We start from the raw sequence: 15,300 nt of genomic DNA on the forward strand, positions 1-15,300 counted from the left end.
AGCGGTGCTTTTCTTACAAGTCCCTGATCTTGTCGGCGCGCAGCGGGCAGGCGAGGTAGACGCCAAATTCCTGACCGATATCAGCGCTGACCCGAGCGTGCACCGCACCCTGCCGGTCGAGGAACCGCTGGTTGTTTTCAACCGGGAATATCCCCTCGTGCCAGATACCGGGATGGATATACAGCCCGCGCGAACCGTCGCACCAGAACGCCACCACCTTTTCCGGCGTCAGGTTGTCGCCGGGCAACGCGGCAGGAATGATGAAGGGTTTGTTGTCGAGCGGCCAGAACATCTGCCCGCCATCCGGGTGATAGTTCATGTGCCACAGCAGCACCTGATCGCGGGGCGCTGTTTGGCGGCTTGTCTGCGCCTGCTGCGGATCGGTTGACCATCCCAGGACATAGTGGCCATTGACCGCTTCGTTCTCGCCGTAAAGCACGTCTCCCTTCCACTCACCGCGAAAGGTGCCTTCGACCCAGCCGCCTTCATCGCCTGTGCCTTCGTCGATCGGCCGCCACCCCTGCTGTGGCCAGCGGGTGATCTCGATCTCGAACTCTTCGGGATCATCGACCAGATATCCATAACCTTTGACCGAGGCGTCCGTTGCGCGGATCAGGGGAACCTCGTGCCAGGGCAACGAGGGTTTGGTGCTGGCTTCAAAGATATATTCCGGGGCGTTCATGCGGCCTCCATGTGCTTGTCGACCATACGCTGCACCATCGGCGCAAAATGTGCAAAGTCAGGGGTTTCCATATCCGCGCGTTTTCCGGCCTCATCCAGATAGCGGACCTGAATGATCTCTTTCAGGTTCGGGTTGGCTTCGAACGCGGCAACTTCTTGGGCGCTCATCGGACCACCTTGCAGTTCCAACGTGTGAACCGATGCGGCGGACAAGCGATTGAAGTACTCGGGCTTGGTGGCACACAGATACCGCTTGGCCGCCACGTGATAGCGGCAGCAATCGGTGATGACCGAAGGGAAGAACTGCTCCAGTACCTCGGCGCCTGCGTCCTCATGGTGGCGGTCTTCGGTGTCATCCGGGTGGTAGGTGCCGAACTCGGATGTGAAATGGCCGATGTCATGCAGCAATGCGCCGACGATGATTTCCTCGGGCATCCCGTTCTGCTCGGCAATGGTGGCGCCTTGCAGCATGTGCTGGGCCATGGTGACAGGCTCGCCCAGATATTCTTCACCGCCGCGGCGCGCAAAGATGTCACCGATGAAGGCAACGATATTGTCCCTGTTCAGGGTCGAGAAATCGGGTTTCATTCCGCTGCCTCCGGCTGCGCCATCTCCATCGCCGCCAGTGTGGACAGCAACCCGTCCTTGTCGGCGTAACATCCCTGCAACCAGCGCGATCCGGCTCCGGAATAGCCAAGCCGCGCGTGCAGGACGCGGGTGTTGTCGACGATAAAACTTTCCCCCGGTTCCAGTTTGAAGGAAACGCCCATCGCCGGATCGTCGATGATATTCCCCAATTGGCGATAGGCGGCGTAATAAGCCTCCATCTTGTCAAACGGCACGTCTACGAAGGGGGCAGAAGAGCGGTTGTTGAAGCGGATGCCGATCAGCTCGCCATCCGGCGACAACTCGATCATCGGACGGCGTGACCGCAGGCAGACCCCGTCCGAGCCCTTGTATTCGAACCGCGCCGGATATCCTGCCAGCAGGGCAAAGCCTTCGGGGTTTGCGTCACGCAGTTTTTCGATAGCGCGGAAGCCATCAACAACGATGGAATCCCCGCCTTCAGCCGAGTTTTCCAGACAATAGAGGATTTGCAAGGTCGGCACCGGGTCGCGATAGGGGTTGTCGGTATGCGCCTGAAGGCCAAGCCCGGTATAGGCAAGGTTTGTCGGGTTCACCTCGGTCCGCACCTCGAAATAGGGGCCATAATTGGTTTCGCGGACATAGCCGAATAGGTCAGCGACCTTCAGCAGCGATTCAGGCTCGGTCGGGCCGCCAGTCAGCTTGGCAAAGCCGAACTCGGCCACAGCGGCCAGCCAATTGCGCTTGGCAGCCGGGTTGGCATGGACCTCGTTCCAATCGCCGCTGGGCGCGGCGATGCCACTCTCCCAGGTCGTGATGCCGGCGGCGATGCGACCCAGCGCAATGTCATGATCGCGGTCATAGCCGTTTTCGGCCAACCAGTCCGCCGGGAAGGTAACGGTTTTGCCCTCAGGCTGGAACGTGACTTGCAGGTCGCCCGCGACCACCTCGGCTGAACTGACCGAGATGTCGGCAGGAATATCGCCGATGGTGATCAGGCGCTGACCGTTGCCCGGTGCGCGGGTATCAGCGTCCAGTGCGTTGTCGCGCAGCCAGATGGCGTGGAAACGGGCCTTGGTCCCGGTATCAAACGCGACTGTAACAATCGAGGTGTCGTGGGTGGCGGTGCGCAGCATTGGGGGTCTCCTGTTCGGCGCGGGCTTTGGTTGAGCAGATACGCCGTTCGTGGCATTACGACAATTAATCCTTATTTCGGCTGAGGCTTGGAAAAACTAATGGCTAAGAATAAGACCGGATTACCGCCGCTGGATTGGTTGCGCGTGTTCGAAGCCGCCGGGCGGCTTGGCGGGTTCTCGGCCGCGGCGAAAGAGTTCGGGTTGACGCAGGCCGCTGTCAGCCAAAGGATCGGCAATCTTGAGGCGTGGCTGGGCCGGTCCCTGTTTGTGCGCGAGGCGCGCGGCGTGTCGCTGACGGTCGAAGGTGAAAGCTATCTGCCGCTCGTGCAGGACAGCCTGCTGGCGTTGGAACGCAACACCGAGGATCTGTTTGGAAAATCGCCACGCGAACTCAGGGTCGCCGGGTTGTCGTCAAACATTCACGCCCTTGTTGTACCAGCCCTGCCTGTGTTCCGAAATCTGCGCCCCGAGGTGCGGGTGATGACCGACTCGGTTGCGCGCCGGTCGTCGCTGGACGAGGAACGCACCTGGCTGCAAATCCGCTATGGCAGGGGGGTGTGGGCCGGGCGCGACGCGGTATTGATCGCGCGCGAGGTGCTGGTGCCGATGGCCGCGCCGGGTGTTGAATGGGGTGCCCCCCTGATCGATCTGCGCGGTGAACGTCCGGGCTGGCGCGAGTGGGTCCGGAAATGCGGGCATGGAGAAGTCGCGCCATCACATGTCAGTTTCGATTCGATGGAGCACGCCGTTTCGGCGGCAAGGCGCGGAATGGGGATCGTTCTGGGCTCGGTTCCGCTGGCATCCGGTGATCTAAAGGATGGCCGGTTGCGCAGATTGGAGCTGCCAGAGCTGCAAACCAAGGACGGGTATTGGCTGACATGGCCTGAAGATCGGGCGCAGTCCAGGAAACAGCGCGCCCTGATCGATGATTTTCTGAAGGCCCTGCGCGGTTGAGGGCCTAGAAATCGATGGCGATGCCTTTCTTTTCCCAATCGCCGTAACGGGCGGGGTCCAACCCATCGCGTCCGCCCAGTTCCTTGGGCATTTCCCTGACCTCGGCCCGGGCTTTTTGGCGGCGTTCTTCCGCTTCAGCCAGCGCGCGTTGGGCGGCGGGAGGCAGGTCTTTGCGGTCGTCACTCATGACATCGGGTTCCTTTCCGTGCATAGCCTTGATATACGCCCGCGTCCGCCAATGGCAATGCGGGCACAGGTCACATGAAGGCAGTACCATGACAAACAGCGCGACAGCAGCACGGCGCAGCGCAATCTATCTATTGGATCAGGTTCTGGGCGAAGGCCGCCTGTTGTCTGAATGCCTCGCTGCGGGCGCTTTGGATCGGTTGGGGCCAGAGGATCGCGCGCGTGCCCAGCGGCTGGCGTCGGAAACCCTGCGCGGGCTGGAGCGCGCCGACCGTCTGCTGGACAACCACCTGAACCGAACACCCGCCCTGACCGTACACAACGCGCTGAGGCTGGGTGCGGTCGAACTGTGCAACGGGGAAGCCGCGCATGGGGTGGTGAACTCCATGGTTGAAATCATCAGCCGCTCGCACAAGCACGGGCGTCTGAAAGGGCTGGTGAATGCTGTTTTGCGCAAGGTCGCGTCCGAGGGTCCCGAGGCATGGCCGAAAATGCGTGTCCCGCGCCTGCCGGAGTGGTTGCGAGAACCTCTGATCGCGGCCTGGGGTGCCGAAGCGGTTGCCGGTATGGAACAGGCGCATTTCGCGGGCGCACCACTGGACCTTACACTGAAGCCGGGGGCAGAAGGCCCCCCGGGCGAAAAGCTGCCCACCGGGTCTGTGCGTATTCAGGATGCGGGTCAGGTCTCGGCCTTGCCGGGGTACAAGGCTGGGGATTGGTGGGTGCAGGACGCGGCAGCCGCGCTGCCGGTACGTGTTCTGGCACCGATGGCGGGCGAGAAGGTGTTGGACCTTTGCGCGGCTCCGGGCGGCAAAACGATGCAACTGGCTGCGGCGGGGGCCGATGTGACGGCGCTGGATGTATCCGCGGCGCGCACCGAACGCGTGCGCGAAAACCTCGCCCGGACCGGGTTGCAGGCAGAGGTCATCGTGGGTGACGCGCTGGACCATCAGGGTCAGTACGACGCAATTTTGCTGGACGCACCCTGCTCGGCTACGGGTACGATCCGCAGGCATCCTGACTTGCCTTTTGCCAAGGATGGCTCGGAATTTGGCGGACTGATTGATTTGCAGGCGCAGATGCTGGCCCATGCGTGGACGCTGCTGAAACCCGGCGGGCGGCTGGTCTATTGCACCTGTTCGCTCTTGCCGGATGAGGGCGAGGTTCAGATCGAAGACGCGCTGGGCATGTATCCGGACATGCGTGTTGATCGCGCCGCTCTGAACTTACCCGGCATCGAAGACAACTGGATCACTGAGGAAGGCGGCCTGCGTCTGCGGCCCGACTACTGGCCCGATCGCGGGGGTATGGACGGGTTCTATATCGCCTGCCTGAACAAATCCGCCTGAGTGCACGCTTTTCGATGACTTGACGATCGGCGCGGTCTATCGTTGGGTCTCAAGCGCCAGCAGAGCGCAAGGGGCAGAGTAACACGCGCATGTCAAATTCGGACACCATGGCCAGTCGGTGGATGCGGTTGCAGAACCGTTTCTACGCGCGTCTCAGCCAACGGCAAAAGGCAGCTACGGGGTTTGTTGCGCAGCCCCAGCCGCGTACCGTTGGTTCGTTTGCGCGCGGGCGGCAGCTGGTTGCGGGGAATCTCTTGTTCGCCGGCTATCTGGTCGAGGCAGACGATACCGCGTTGTGGGATGTCATTGCCCCCAGCGCCGGCTTTGACGAGGAACGCCATGGTTTTGCATGGCTGGATGATCTGGCCGCTGTCGGTGATATGCGCGCACGGGAAAAAGCGCAGCGCTGGGTTTGGGGCTGGATCGAGACGCATGGCCGCGGGCAGGGCCCGGGCTGGGTGCCTGACCTGACCGGGCGGCGGGTGATGCGCTGGATCAACCATGCACTCTTTCTGCTGCGCGGGGCAGATGAAAAGCAAAGCAAGCTGTTCTTTCGGTCTTTGGCGCAGCAAACATGGTTCCTGTCCAAACGCTGGCAGGCCGCGACACCCGGGTTGCCGCGTTTCGAGGCGCTGGCCGGTCTTGTACAAGCCGGGTTGGCGCTGGAGGGGTTGGAGCAGATGGCCGATCCGGCCCTGCGGGCTTTGGCTGGCGAGTGTGACCGGCAGGTGGACGCACAGGGCGGTATTCCAACACGCAACCCGGAAGAGCTGCTTGAAGTGTTCATGCTGCTCAGCTGGACGTCGGCGGCGCTCAGCGACCTTGGACGCGGCACACCCGTTGCGCAGGCCAAGGCGATCAAGCGGATCGCACCGACCTTGCGCAGCCTGCGCCATGCGGATGGCGCGCTGGCAAGGTTTCACGGTGGCGGGCGCGGGGTCGAAGGGCGGCTGGAACAGGCGCTTGCGCAAAGTGGCGTCAAGCACAAGGCGGCGACCGAATTGCCAATGGGCTATGCCCGCCTGTCCGCAGCGCGCACCACAGTGATCGTGGATGCCAGCGCGCCGCCGTCCGGAGCGGCTTCATTCAACGCGCACGCATCCACGCTGGCGTTCGAGCTGACCTCGGGGCGGCGCCCTTTGATCGTGAATTGTGGATCGGGGGCCAGCTTCGGGCTGGATTGGCGCCGCGCCGGGCGCGCGACCCCGTCTCACTCAACCCTGTGTCTGGACGGGTTCTCGAGCGCGCGGTTGGCCAACCCGTTGCCGGGCCGCGAAAGTCAGGCGCTGGTCGATGCGCCGCGGGACGTTCCGGTCGATTTTGAAGATGCGTTCGAAGGCATCCGTTTCATGGCCGGGCATGACGGATATGTCAAAGTCTTCGGGCTGACCCACGCGCGCACATTCGAATTGCGCTTTGACGGGCGTGAGCTGACGGTCGAGGATATTCTGCTGACCGCAACCGACAAGGCCAAGCGTCAGTTCGACAGGGCGTTGGACGCCTCGGGCCTCAAGGGCGTTGGCTATGACATCCGTTTTCATCTGCATCCTGACGTTGACGCGGCGCTGGATCTGGGCGGGGCGGCAGTGTCGATGGCGCTCAAAAGCGGCGAGATCTGGGTTTTCCGCCATGATGGCGTGGGAAAATTATCTGTCAAACCAAGTGTTTACCTTGAAAAAGGCCGTTTAAAGCCACGCGCGACAAAACAGATCGTTCTATCTGGCCGCGCAATGGAGTATGCGACGCGCATCCGGTGGACGCTGAGCAAGGCGCAGGATACAGCCTATGCCGTGCGCGATACACACCGGGACGAGCCCAAGTTTGACTGACGCCAAAAGGACCTTTGGACCCATGACCGACCTTCATCCCGTGCGCCGCGCGTTGCTTTCCGTTTCCGACAAGACCGGGCTGATCGAGCTGGGCAAGGAGCTGTCCGAACGCGGGATCGAACTGTTGTCGACAGGCGGCACCGCCAAGGCGCTGCGCGATGCAGGGCTTGAGGTTCGCGATGTCAGCGAAATCACCGGGTTCCCCGAGATGATGGATGGCCGGGTCAAGACGCTGCACCCGATGGTGCATGGCGGGTTGCTGGCGCTGCGCGACAATGACACCCATGTTGCGGCGATGGAGGAACATGGCATCGGCGCCATCGACCTGCTGGTCGTAAACCTCTACCCGTTCGAGGCAACAGTCGCCAAGGGCGCGGGCTATGACGAATGTATCGAGAATATCGACATCGGCGGCCCGGCGATGATCCGCGCGGCCTCAAAAAACCATGCCTTCGTGAACGTGGTGGTGGATGTCGAGGATTATTCGTCCCTGCTGGATCAGCTGGAAGAAAACTATGGCAAGACATCCTATGGCTTCCGCCAGTGGCTGGCGCAAAAGGCCTATGCACGAACAGCGGCCTATGACGCCGCTGTTTCGAACTGGATGGCGGATGCGCTGCAACTGGACGCCCCCAAGCGCCGCGCGTTTGCCGGTGAGTTGAAGCAGACCTTGCGGTATGGCGAAAACAGCCACCAGCAGGCAGCGTTCTACACGGACGGCACCAACCGCCCCGGCGCCGCCACTGCCGTACAGCATCAGGGCAAGGAACTGAGCTATAACAACATCTACGACACGGACGCGGCCTTTGAGCTGGTGGCCGAGTTTGATCCGGCGAAAGGCGCGGCTTGCGCCATCATCAAACACGCCAACCCTTGCGGTGTAGCCACAGGTGCAACCCTTCTCGAGGCGTACAAGGCGGCATTTGACTGCGACCGCACCTCGGCTTTTGGTGGCATTGTTGCGCTGAACCAGCCGTTGGATGCAGAAACAGCGCAAGAGATCACAGGCATCTTCACTGAGGTTGTGATCGCCCCCGGTGCCTCGGACGAGGCTAAGGCGATTTTTGCCGCCAAGAAAAACCTACGCCTGCTGACGACCGAGGCGCTGCCGGATGTAACCGAAGGTGGCAAAACCGTCCGTCAGGTGGCTGGCGGGCTGTTGGTGCAGGATAAGGATAACGGCTTTATCGGCATGGACGACCTCAAGGTCGTGACCAAGAAAGCCCCGACCGACGCGCAGATGCGAGACCTGTTGTTCGCGTGGAAAGTGGCCAAACACGTCAAATCCAACGCCATCGTCTACGTCAAGGATGGCGCGACCGTGGGTGTTGGCGCGGGGCAGATGAGCCGAGTGGATTCGGCCCTGATCGCGGCCAAGAAAGCCGAACGCATGGCTGAAACGCTGGGCTTGCCGCAGCCGCTGACCATCGGTTCGGCCGTGGCATCGGATGCGTTTTTCCCCTTCCCCGACGGGTTGATGGAAGCCGCCGAAGCGGGCGCGACCTGCGTCATTCAGCCGGGCGGGTCCATGCGCGACGATGAAGTGATTGCCGCAGCCGATGAGGCCGGACTGGCGATGGTCTTCACCGGTATGCGTCATTTCCGTCACTGATGCGGTCACGCCTGCTTCTCTGGGCAGCCTTGGCCGCCTTTGCGATCGACCAGATCAGCAAATATCTGGTCGTTCACGTCCTGCGCGTGGCTGAACGGCCCGACGGTATCGATGTTCTGCCACCGCTGCTGGTGTTCAAATACGGCGAGAATCGAGGCATTAATTTCGGCCTGTTTCAGGGCGACTCTGAGGCGGCACGCTGGTTTCTGATCAGTGTGTCCGTGGTGATCTGTATCAGTGTTCTTGTCTGGCTTGGTCGTTCGACGCGTTCGAAATTCATGTTGCTCTGTGGCGGCCTTCTGATCGGCGGAGCGCTTGCGAATGTGATCGACCGGCTCCTCTATGGGTTTGTACTGGATTTCCTGAACATGTCCTGCTGTGGCATCAACAACCCGTTTGTGTTCAACTTGGCGGATGTGTTCATATTCGCCGGAGCGCTGGGGCTGGTTTTGTTTGACGGCAAAAAGCCCTCGTGACGCGCGGAATGATTTGCGATAAAAGCGCCTGAAACAGGCTGGAGACACCAATGCGGATGCCGCGCGCCATATTTGTTCTGACAGTTGCCGCTGCGGTCGCGGCATGTTCGAATCCCGGACTGCGGGATCTGGCGCCTCCGGGACAGGGCCCGGATGAATTTTCGGTATTGCCAGTCAAGCCGCTGACCCAGCCTCAGGATTACGCGTTTCTGCCGGCACCCACGCCGGGTGGCGGAAACCTGACAGACCCGACCCCCAAAGCCGATTTGGTGGTCGCGCTGGGTGGTAATGCCGCCGCCCTGAACCCCAACGCTGGTGTGCCGTCGTCGGATGCGGCGCTTGTGACGGCGTCCAGCCGTTATGGCGTGTCACCCGATACGCGGCAGGTGGTCGAAGCCGAGGACGCCGCATTCCGCAAACGCCGGGGCCGCTGGACCGGTCTGCGCCTGTTCCCTGTCGACCGCTATAATCAGGTCTACGAACGCCAGTCGATCGATCCGTATTCGGAAACCGAAGCCGCCCGCCGGGCCGGGGTCGAGACTCCAACCTCGCCGCCGAATGAATAATTCTTAACTTTCCGTCATCGGGCTTGAACCCGGGCCGCACCACCGTAGTTTGAATGACAGAAACGAAACGGAGGATGCCCCATGGTTCGGGCCCTTGCCTTGTCGGCTGCCCTGATCGCCACCACACCGGCTTTTGCCGAGGGTGGGAAAGAAGCGGTCACCACATTCACTTTGAACAACGGCATGGATGTCGTCGTGGTCGAAGACCACCGCGCGCCTGTTGTGCAGCACATGGTCTGGTACCGCGCCGGATCGGCGGATGAGCCGATCGGGTCGTCGGGTGTCGCGCATTTTCTTGAACACCTGCTGTTCAAGGGCACAGATACTTTGGCACCGGGCGAATTCTCGGCCACCGTCGCGGCCAATGGCGGCAACGACAACGCGTTCACCTCGTATGATTACACTGCCTATTTCCAGCGCGTCGCCGCCGACCGGCTTGAGCTGATGATGCGCATGGAATCGGACCGGATGCGGAACATTCGCCTGAGCGAAGAAGATATCGTGACCGAGCGCGATGTGATCCTTGAGGAACGCAACCAGCGCACCGAGAACAACCCGCGCGCCCTGTTCGGCGAACAGATGAGCGCAGCACAATACCTCAATCACCGTTATGGCGTGCCGATCATCGGCTGGAAGCACGAGATGGAAGAACTGGAACTGGAAGACGCGCTGTCTTTCTACCAGACCCACTACGCGCCCAATAACGCCATTCTGGTTGTCACCGGAGACGTTGATCCCGCCGAGGTTCGCACTCTGGCCGATCAGTATTACGGTGTGATTCCCGCCAATGCGGATTTGCCGGAACGGGTCCGGTCGCAGGAACCCCCGCAAACCGCCGAACGTCGTCTGACATTCAAGGACCCTCGCGTGGCGCAACCCTATGTCCAGCGCAGTTATCTGGCGCCGGAACGCGATCCGGGCGATCAGGAAAAGGCGGCAGCCCTATTTCTGTTGGCGGAACTTCTGGGGGGCAGCACGACCTCTTACCTGAACGAAAAGCTGCAATTCGATCAGAAAATGGCTGTTTATACCGGGGCGTTCTATCGTGACGTCTCGCTGGACGACACAACATTCGACCTGCTGGTCGTTCCCGCCGAAGGGGTTTCCCTGCAAGAGGCCGAGGATGCCATGGACCAGGCCGTGGCCGATTTCATTGCCGAAGGTGTCGACGAGGACGATCTGAACCGCATCAAGATGCAGTTGCGGGCCGCGCAGACCTATGCACGGGACAATGTGGACGGGATCGGCAACCGCTATGGGCGCGCCCTGACCAGCGGCCTGACAATACAGGACGTGCAGGCATGGCCTGATATCCTTCAGACCGTGACCGGAGACGAAATCATCGCCGCCGCCCGCGACGTTCTGCAACCCAAGGCGTCGGTCACCGGCTGGCTGATGCGCGATGATGAGGTGACGCAATGAAACGGTTTCTCGCAACGCTGATTACCTGTCTGGTTGCTCTGCCCGCTTTGGCCGAGATCGAGATCGAGGAAGTAACCTCGCCCGGCGGGATCACCGCATGGCTTGTCGAGGATCACTCGATCCCGTTTACCGCGCTTGAGCTGCGCTTCCGTGGCGGTACGTCGCTGGACGACCCGGACAAGCGCGGCGCGGTCTATCTGATGAGCGGGCTGATCGAGGAAGGGTCCGGCGAAATGGACGCGCGGACCTATGCGCGCGAGCTTCAGGCGCTGGCCGCATCGTTCCGCTATAACGCCGGTGACGACACGGTTTCGATTTCCGCACGTTTTCTGACCGAAAACCGGGATGAGGTTTCCGACCTGCTGCGTGAGACGATTCACGAACCGCGCTTTGATCAGGACGCGGTTGACCGTGTGCGCGCGCAAATCCTGTCCGGGCTGCGATCAGATCAGACCGACCCGAACGAGATTGCAGGCCGCAACTTTGCCCAGATGGCCTATGGCGATCACCCTTACGGTTCCGAAGGCAAGGGCACGATCGAAAGTGTCTCGGCGCTGACACGGGATGATGTGGTTACGGCGTATGAAAGCGTTTTTGCCAAGGATCGCCTTTATGTGGGGGCCGTCGGCGATATAACGGCCGAAGAACTGGGCGCATTGCTTGACACGTTGCTCGCCGACCTGCCGGAAACGGGCAAGCCCATCCCGGGCAAGGCCAACGTGACCATCCCCGGCGGGATCAGTGTTGTCGAGTTTGACACCCCGCAATCCGTGGCGCTGTTTGGCCATGCCGGAATAGATCGGGACGATCCTGATTTCTTTGCCGCCTATATCCTGAACCACATCCTTGGCGGTGGCGGGTTCGAAAGCCGTCTGATGCAGGAGGTGCGCGAAAAGCGTGGCCTGACCTATGGGGTTGGAACCTATCTTGTGCCCAAGGATCTGGCCTCGGTTTACCTGGGGTCGGTGTCATCGGCCAATGACCGCATTGCCGAGGCGATAGAGGTTATTCGAAACGAATGGGCGCGCGCCGCCACCGAAGGGGTGACGCAGAAGGAACTGGACGATGCCAAAACCTATCTGACCGGCGCTTATCCGCTGCGCTTTGACGGCAGCGGACAGATTGCCGGGATCATGGTGGGGATGCAGATGGAGGGATTGCCCATCGACTATATCGCCACCCGCAATGACAAGGTGAACGCGGTCACACTGGAAGACGTGAACCGCGTTGCATCCGAACTGTTGGACCCGGACGGCCTGCATTTCACTGTTGTTGGAAAGCCGGTTGGTCTGGAAACTACCAACTGAACTGCAAGGGGTGAGTTGCGGCTCACCTCTTTTTCATACTCCGCAGCATATCGCCCATCATCTGCCCGAACTTGCCCGATCCGCGCTGATAGAGTGCCCCGTCCACGGCCAGAACCGTGCCGCTGATATAACTGGCCAGATCCGAGCTGAGGAACAGGCAGGCATTGGCCACGTCCTGCGGCTGACCCCAGCGGCCCAACGGCACGTCCCGGCGAAGTTCTTCGTGGGCGTTTTGGGTGGGCGCAAGGCGTCTCGCACCTTCGGTGCCTTCGATGAACCCCGGCACAACCGAATTCACCCTTATCCCCTCGACACCCCATTCCATTGACAAGGTGCGGGTGATCTGGTCGACTCCCGCCTTGGCGGCGCAGACATGGGACTGGCCCTCATACGGCAGATAGGATTGCGGGGCCGAGATATTGATGATGCTGGCACCGGGGCGTTTGAGGAACGGATAGGCCCCCTTCATCACGTGGATCGTGCCCATCAAGTCGATATCGATCACGGTCTTGAACGCGTTGACTGACATTTCGGATGCCAGCGCCGGGAAATTGCCCGCCGCGCCCGAGATCAGCACATCGAAATCCCCGAAGGCGTCATGGAACTGCTTCAGTCCCGCCGCCACAGCGTCGGCATCGCGCACATCAAACGCAGCCCCAATCGAATCCTGTGCGCCCGCGGCCTTCAGCGCAGCGATGGTGTCATCGACCTTTTCCTGCGACCGGCTGGCCACGGCCAGTTTGGCGCCCGAGGCCGCAAAAGCCTCGGCAATGCCGCGATTGATACCGCTGGTTCCGCCAATCACGATGACGGTTTTTCCTGAGAAATCCATTTAGGCCTCCCTTGGCAGGGAGCCCTACTCGCCGTAGGGCACCCAGATGTTTTTCACTTCGGTTGCAGCCTGAAGGAAGCGGCGGGAATGGTCCATGCTCCAATCAAATGCCGTCGCGTTATTGACCCAGGTCCGTTTCAGGTTCCCGGCTGAAACGACCTCGATCTCTTTCGACAGGTCAGTGGACGAGAACGACCAGACAGCGTCGACATTCAGATGCGAGGCCAGCGGTTTCGCCAGCTCGGCATGACTACCGGTCAGGATGTTGACCACACCAGCGGGCACGTCCGAAGTCTCAAGGATCTGGTAGAAATCCGTCGCTGCAAGCGGGTAGGGCTCGCTGGCCACCAGAACCGTCCGGTTGCCCATCGCAATCGCAGGCGCCATAGCCGAGACCAGACCCAGCAGCGGTGCCTCATCCGCGCAAAGCGCGCCGATCACGCCAACGGGTTCCTTCATGGCGATGGCCACGCCCCGGATCGGAACGCCATGCACCTGACCGTCATATTTGTCGGCCCATGCCGCGGCAGTAAACAGGCGCTGGATCGAGGCCTCAACTTCTTTCGCGCCGTCTTTCCTGCCGGTCATGGCGTCGATCCGCGCCGCGAATTCATCGGCGCGGGCCGAAAGGTTTTCTCCGATGTAATACAGGATCTGGGCCCGCAGATGGCCGGTGGTCCTGGACCACCCTTTGGCACCTGCCGCAGCCTCGACCGCGTTGCGGACGTCCTTGCGGTTGGCAAGACCCACATGGCCCAGCAGGCCGGACTTGCCCCAAATCGGTTTCGAATAACCACCATCGGGCCGCGCCTGCTTGCCGCCGACATACATCTTGGCGGTGCGGTCGATGGGGTCGACCGGGCCCCCTTCGCCCATGGCTGCCTCGACCTTTGCCAGCGGCTTCGCCTTGCCCTTGGGTTTGGTATAGGCGGCCAGCCCTTCCCAGCCGCCTTCGCGGCCAAAGCCGCTTTCGCGGACCCCACCGAACCCGGCAGCAGCGTCAAACAGATTGGTGGCGTTCACCCAAACCACGCCCGCAACCAGCTTGGGCGCAATATCCAGCGCAAGGTTCACATTCTCGGTCCAGACGGTCGCCGCCAGACCATACCGGGTGTTGTTGGCCAGCTCGACCGCCTCTTCCGGTGTGCGGAAGGTCGAAGACACCAGAACCGGACCAAAGATCTCTTCCTGCATCAACGGGTCCGAGGTCTCGAGCCCCGAGATCAGTGTTGGCGGGTAGTAGCAGCCGTTTGCGGGAAGATCGCAGGCGGCTTGGTGCACACGGCCCGCAGTGTTGCTTTCGACCATTCCTTTGATGGTCTGCAACTGAACCGGGTCTACAACCGCGCCCACGTCGATGCATTTATCCAGCGGATTGCCGACGCGCAGCGTGTCCATCCGGGCGCGCAGCTTGTCGTGGAAACGGTCGGCGATGCCTTCCTGCACCAGCAGGCGCGAGCCCGCACAACAGACCTGACCCTGATTGAACCAGATCGCATCCACCAGCCCTTCGATGGCAGAGTCGATATCGGCGTCATCAAAGACGATGTAAGCGGATTTGCCACCCAGTTCCAATGTCAGTTCCTTGCCTGACCCGGCGGTGGCCTCACGGATGCGACGGCCCACAACGGTCGAGCCGGTAAAGGCAATCTTGTCCACGTCCGAGGCCACGATCATCTCACCCACGGCACCGTCTCCGGTGACGATGTTGACGACACCTTTCGGCAGACCGGCCTGTGTGCAGATATCGGCAAACAACAGCGCCGTCAGCGAGGTATATTCAGCCGGTTTCAGAACCACCGTATTCCCCATCGCCAGCGCAGGCGCGATCTTCCACGCCAACATCAGCAAGGGGAAGTTCCACGGAATGATCTGACCGCACACACCCAGCGCTTCGGCGTCGGGCAGCTCGCTTTCCATCAGCTGCGCCATGCCGGCGTGATAATAGAAATGCCGCTGCGCGAGCGGAATATCGATGTCACGCGATTCCCGGATCGGTTTGCCGTTGTCGAGGCTTTCCAGTACCGCAAACAAACGCGAATGCTTTTGCAGCAGGCGCGCAATTGCATAGAGATACCGCGCACGGCCCGCGCCGCCCAGTTTCTCCCAATTCGGCTGAGCCTTGCGCGCGGCGGCTACAGCGGCGTCCACGTCGGCCTGCTTGGCCTGCGTCAGTTTCGCCAGAACCTCCCCGGTCGCAGGGTTGCGGCTGTCAAACCCTTTGCCAGGCTTGGTGAACGCACCATCGATATAGTGTCCGAACTTGTCGCCTTGATCGACCAGCCAGGCCAGCGCCTCGGCGGCGCTTTCGGGGGCGGGGCCGTATTCCATGGTCTCAAAAATCTCATTGACTGTCATGACTTCA

General features: G+C 61.3%; 14 protein-coding genes. 8 read left to right on the plus strand and 6 right to left on the minus strand.

All coding sequences use genetic code 11. From position 1 onward, the window contains the following. Positions 1-13: 13 nt before the first annotated feature. Genes AC2FLU_RS06025 through tmpA form a run of 3 tightly spaced genes read right to left on the minus strand, consistent with a single transcriptional unit; the run spans position 14 to position 2,402 of the window. Positions 14-682 carry an ureidoglycolate lyase gene (locus tag AC2FLU_RS06025; protein ID WP_496808922.1) on the minus strand — a complete coding sequence of 223 codons (669 nt, stop codon included), beginning with the start codon at positions 680-682 and terminating at the stop codon, positions 14-16. Beyond that, entirely contained in the window at positions 679-1,269 is a 591-nt protein-coding gene (gene tmpB / locus AC2FLU_RS06030; protein WP_480493940.1) for a (R)-1-hydroxy-2-trimethylaminoethylphosphonate oxygenase, read from the minus strand. The genes AC2FLU_RS06025 and tmpB overlap by 4 nt, the downstream gene beginning before the upstream one ends. Beyond that, positions 1,266-2,402 (minus strand): 2-trimethylaminoethylphosphonate dioxygenase, encoded by a 1,137-nt coding sequence (gene tmpA, locus AC2FLU_RS06035; RefSeq protein ID WP_496808921.1) that lies wholly within the window; start codon positions 2,400-2,402, stop codon positions 1,266-1,268. Before tmpA ends, tmpB begins: the two co-directional genes overlap by 4 nt. A 99-nt stretch (positions 2,403-2,501) precedes the next feature. Here tmpA and AC2FLU_RS06040 point away from each other — a divergent pair, with 99 nt between their 5' ends. Beyond that, entirely contained in the window at positions 2,502-3,356 is an 855-nt protein-coding gene (locus tag AC2FLU_RS06040; RefSeq protein ID WP_480474239.1) for a LysR family transcriptional regulator, read from the plus strand. 4 nt (positions 3,357-3,360) lie between these two features. On the opposite strand, the gene AC2FLU_RS06045 is transcribed toward AC2FLU_RS06040, so the two are convergent. Further along, positions 3,361-3,543: a DUF1674 domain-containing protein gene (locus AC2FLU_RS06045; RefSeq protein ID WP_480605489.1), complete on the minus strand. Its 183-nt coding sequence runs from the start codon at positions 3,541-3,543 to the stop codon at positions 3,361-3,363. An 88-nt stretch (positions 3,544-3,631) separates the two neighbouring features. Between AC2FLU_RS06045 and AC2FLU_RS06050 the strand changes: the two genes are divergently transcribed. The 7 genes from AC2FLU_RS06050 to AC2FLU_RS06080 all read left to right on the plus strand — a co-directional run bounded on the left by AC2FLU_RS06050 (position 3,632) and on the right by AC2FLU_RS06080 (position 12,103). Beyond that, positions 3,632-4,891 carry an RsmB/NOP family class I SAM-dependent RNA methyltransferase gene (locus tag AC2FLU_RS06050; RefSeq protein WP_496808920.1) on the plus strand — a complete coding sequence of 420 codons (1,260 nt, stop codon included), beginning with the start codon at positions 3,632-3,634 and terminating at the stop codon, positions 4,889-4,891. 89 nt (positions 4,892-4,980) lie between these two features. Next, positions 4,981-6,720, plus strand: coding sequence for a heparinase II/III family protein (locus tag AC2FLU_RS06055; protein ID WP_496808919.1), 1,740 nt, complete (start codon positions 4,981-4,983; stop codon positions 6,718-6,720). A 22-nt stretch (positions 6,721-6,742) separates the two neighbouring features. Next, entirely contained in the window at positions 6,743-8,332 is a 1,590-nt protein-coding gene (purH, locus tag AC2FLU_RS06060) for a bifunctional phosphoribosylaminoimidazolecarboxamide formyltransferase/IMP cyclohydrolase (protein ID WP_496808918.1), read from the plus strand. After that, entirely contained in the window at positions 8,332-8,808 is a 477-nt protein-coding gene (lspA, locus tag AC2FLU_RS06065; protein WP_496808917.1) for a signal peptidase II, read from the plus strand. Before purH ends, lspA begins: the two co-directional genes overlap by 1 nt. Positions 8,809-8,858: 50 nt before the next feature. Then, a complete protein-coding gene (locus AC2FLU_RS06070) occupies positions 8,859-9,374 on the plus strand; it encodes a DUF3035 domain-containing protein (RefSeq protein WP_480474232.1) in 516 nt (171 codons plus the stop codon). 81 nt (positions 9,375-9,455) lie between these two features. Continuing rightward, positions 9,456-10,796, plus strand: coding sequence for a M16 family metallopeptidase (locus AC2FLU_RS06075; RefSeq protein WP_496808916.1), 1,341 nt, complete (start codon positions 9,456-9,458; stop codon positions 10,794-10,796). Further along, positions 10,793-12,103, plus strand: a complete 1,311-nt coding sequence (locus AC2FLU_RS06080; RefSeq protein ID WP_496808915.1) for a M16 family metallopeptidase — start codon at positions 10,793-10,795, stop codon at positions 12,101-12,103. Before AC2FLU_RS06075 ends, AC2FLU_RS06080 begins: the two co-directional genes overlap by 4 nt. 22 nt (positions 12,104-12,125) lie before the next feature. Here the strand turns inward: AC2FLU_RS06080 and AC2FLU_RS06085 are convergent, their stop codons facing one another. Both AC2FLU_RS06085 and AC2FLU_RS06090 read right to left on the minus strand, forming a co-directional pair. Further along, complete coding sequence (locus AC2FLU_RS06085; RefSeq protein ID WP_480554417.1) at positions 12,126-12,935, minus strand: SDR family oxidoreductase; 810 nt, start codon at positions 12,933-12,935, stop codon at positions 12,126-12,128. Between the two features lie 24 nt (positions 12,936-12,959). Beyond that, positions 12,960-15,293 (minus strand): aldehyde dehydrogenase family protein, encoded by a 2,334-nt coding sequence (locus AC2FLU_RS06090; RefSeq protein WP_496808914.1) that lies wholly within the window; start codon positions 15,291-15,293, stop codon positions 12,960-12,962. Positions 15,294-15,300: the final 7 nt, after the last annotated feature.

The sequence above is a fragment of the Ruegeria sp. SAZD013 genome (genome assembly GCF_059612525.1).

Bases quoted from the DNA above. Each gene is read 5' to 3' on its own strand.
- AC2FLU_RS06090 (WP_496808914.1), bottom strand. From the start codon at position 15,293: ATGACAGTCAATGAGATTTTTGAGACCATGGAATACGGCCCCGCCCCC.
- AC2FLU_RS06040 (WP_480474239.1), top strand. From the start codon at position 2,502: ATGGCTAAGAATAAGACCGGATTACCGCCGCTGGATTGGTTGCGCGTG.
- AC2FLU_RS06045 (WP_480605489.1), bottom strand. From the start codon at position 3,543: ATGAGTGACGACCGCAAAGACCTGCCTCCCGCCGCCCAACGCGCGCTG.
- AC2FLU_RS06050 (WP_496808920.1), top strand. From the start codon at position 3,632: ATGACAAACAGCGCGACAGCAGCACGGCGCAGCGCAATCTATCTATTG.
- tmpB (WP_480493940.1), bottom strand. From the start codon at position 1,269: ATGAAACCCGATTTCTCGACCCTGAACAGGGACAATATCGTTGCCTTC.
- AC2FLU_RS06075 (WP_496808916.1), top strand. From the start codon at position 9,456: ATGGTTCGGGCCCTTGCCTTGTCGGCTGCCCTGATCGCCACCACACCG.
- purH (WP_496808918.1), top strand. From the start codon at position 6,743: ATGACCGACCTTCATCCCGTGCGCCGCGCGTTGCTTTCCGTTTCCGAC.
- lspA (WP_496808917.1), top strand. From the start codon at position 8,332: ATGCGGTCACGCCTGCTTCTCTGGGCAGCCTTGGCCGCCTTTGCGATC.
- AC2FLU_RS06080 (WP_496808915.1), top strand. From the start codon at position 10,793: ATGAAACGGTTTCTCGCAACGCTGATTACCTGTCTGGTTGCTCTGCCC.
- AC2FLU_RS06025 (WP_496808922.1), bottom strand. From the start codon at position 682: ATGAACGCCCCGGAATATATCTTTGAAGCCAGCACCAAACCCTCGTTG.
- tmpA (WP_496808921.1), bottom strand. From the start codon at position 2,402: ATGCTGCGCACCGCCACCCACGACACCTCGATTGTTACAGTCGCGTTT.
- AC2FLU_RS06085 (WP_480554417.1), bottom strand. From the start codon at position 12,935: ATGGATTTCTCAGGAAAAACCGTCATCGTGATTGGCGGAACCAGCGGT.
- AC2FLU_RS06070 (WP_480474232.1), top strand. From the start codon at position 8,859: ATGCGGATGCCGCGCGCCATATTTGTTCTGACAGTTGCCGCTGCGGTC.
- AC2FLU_RS06055 (WP_496808919.1), top strand. From the start codon at position 4,981: ATGTCAAATTCGGACACCATGGCCAGTCGGTGGATGCGGTTGCAGAAC.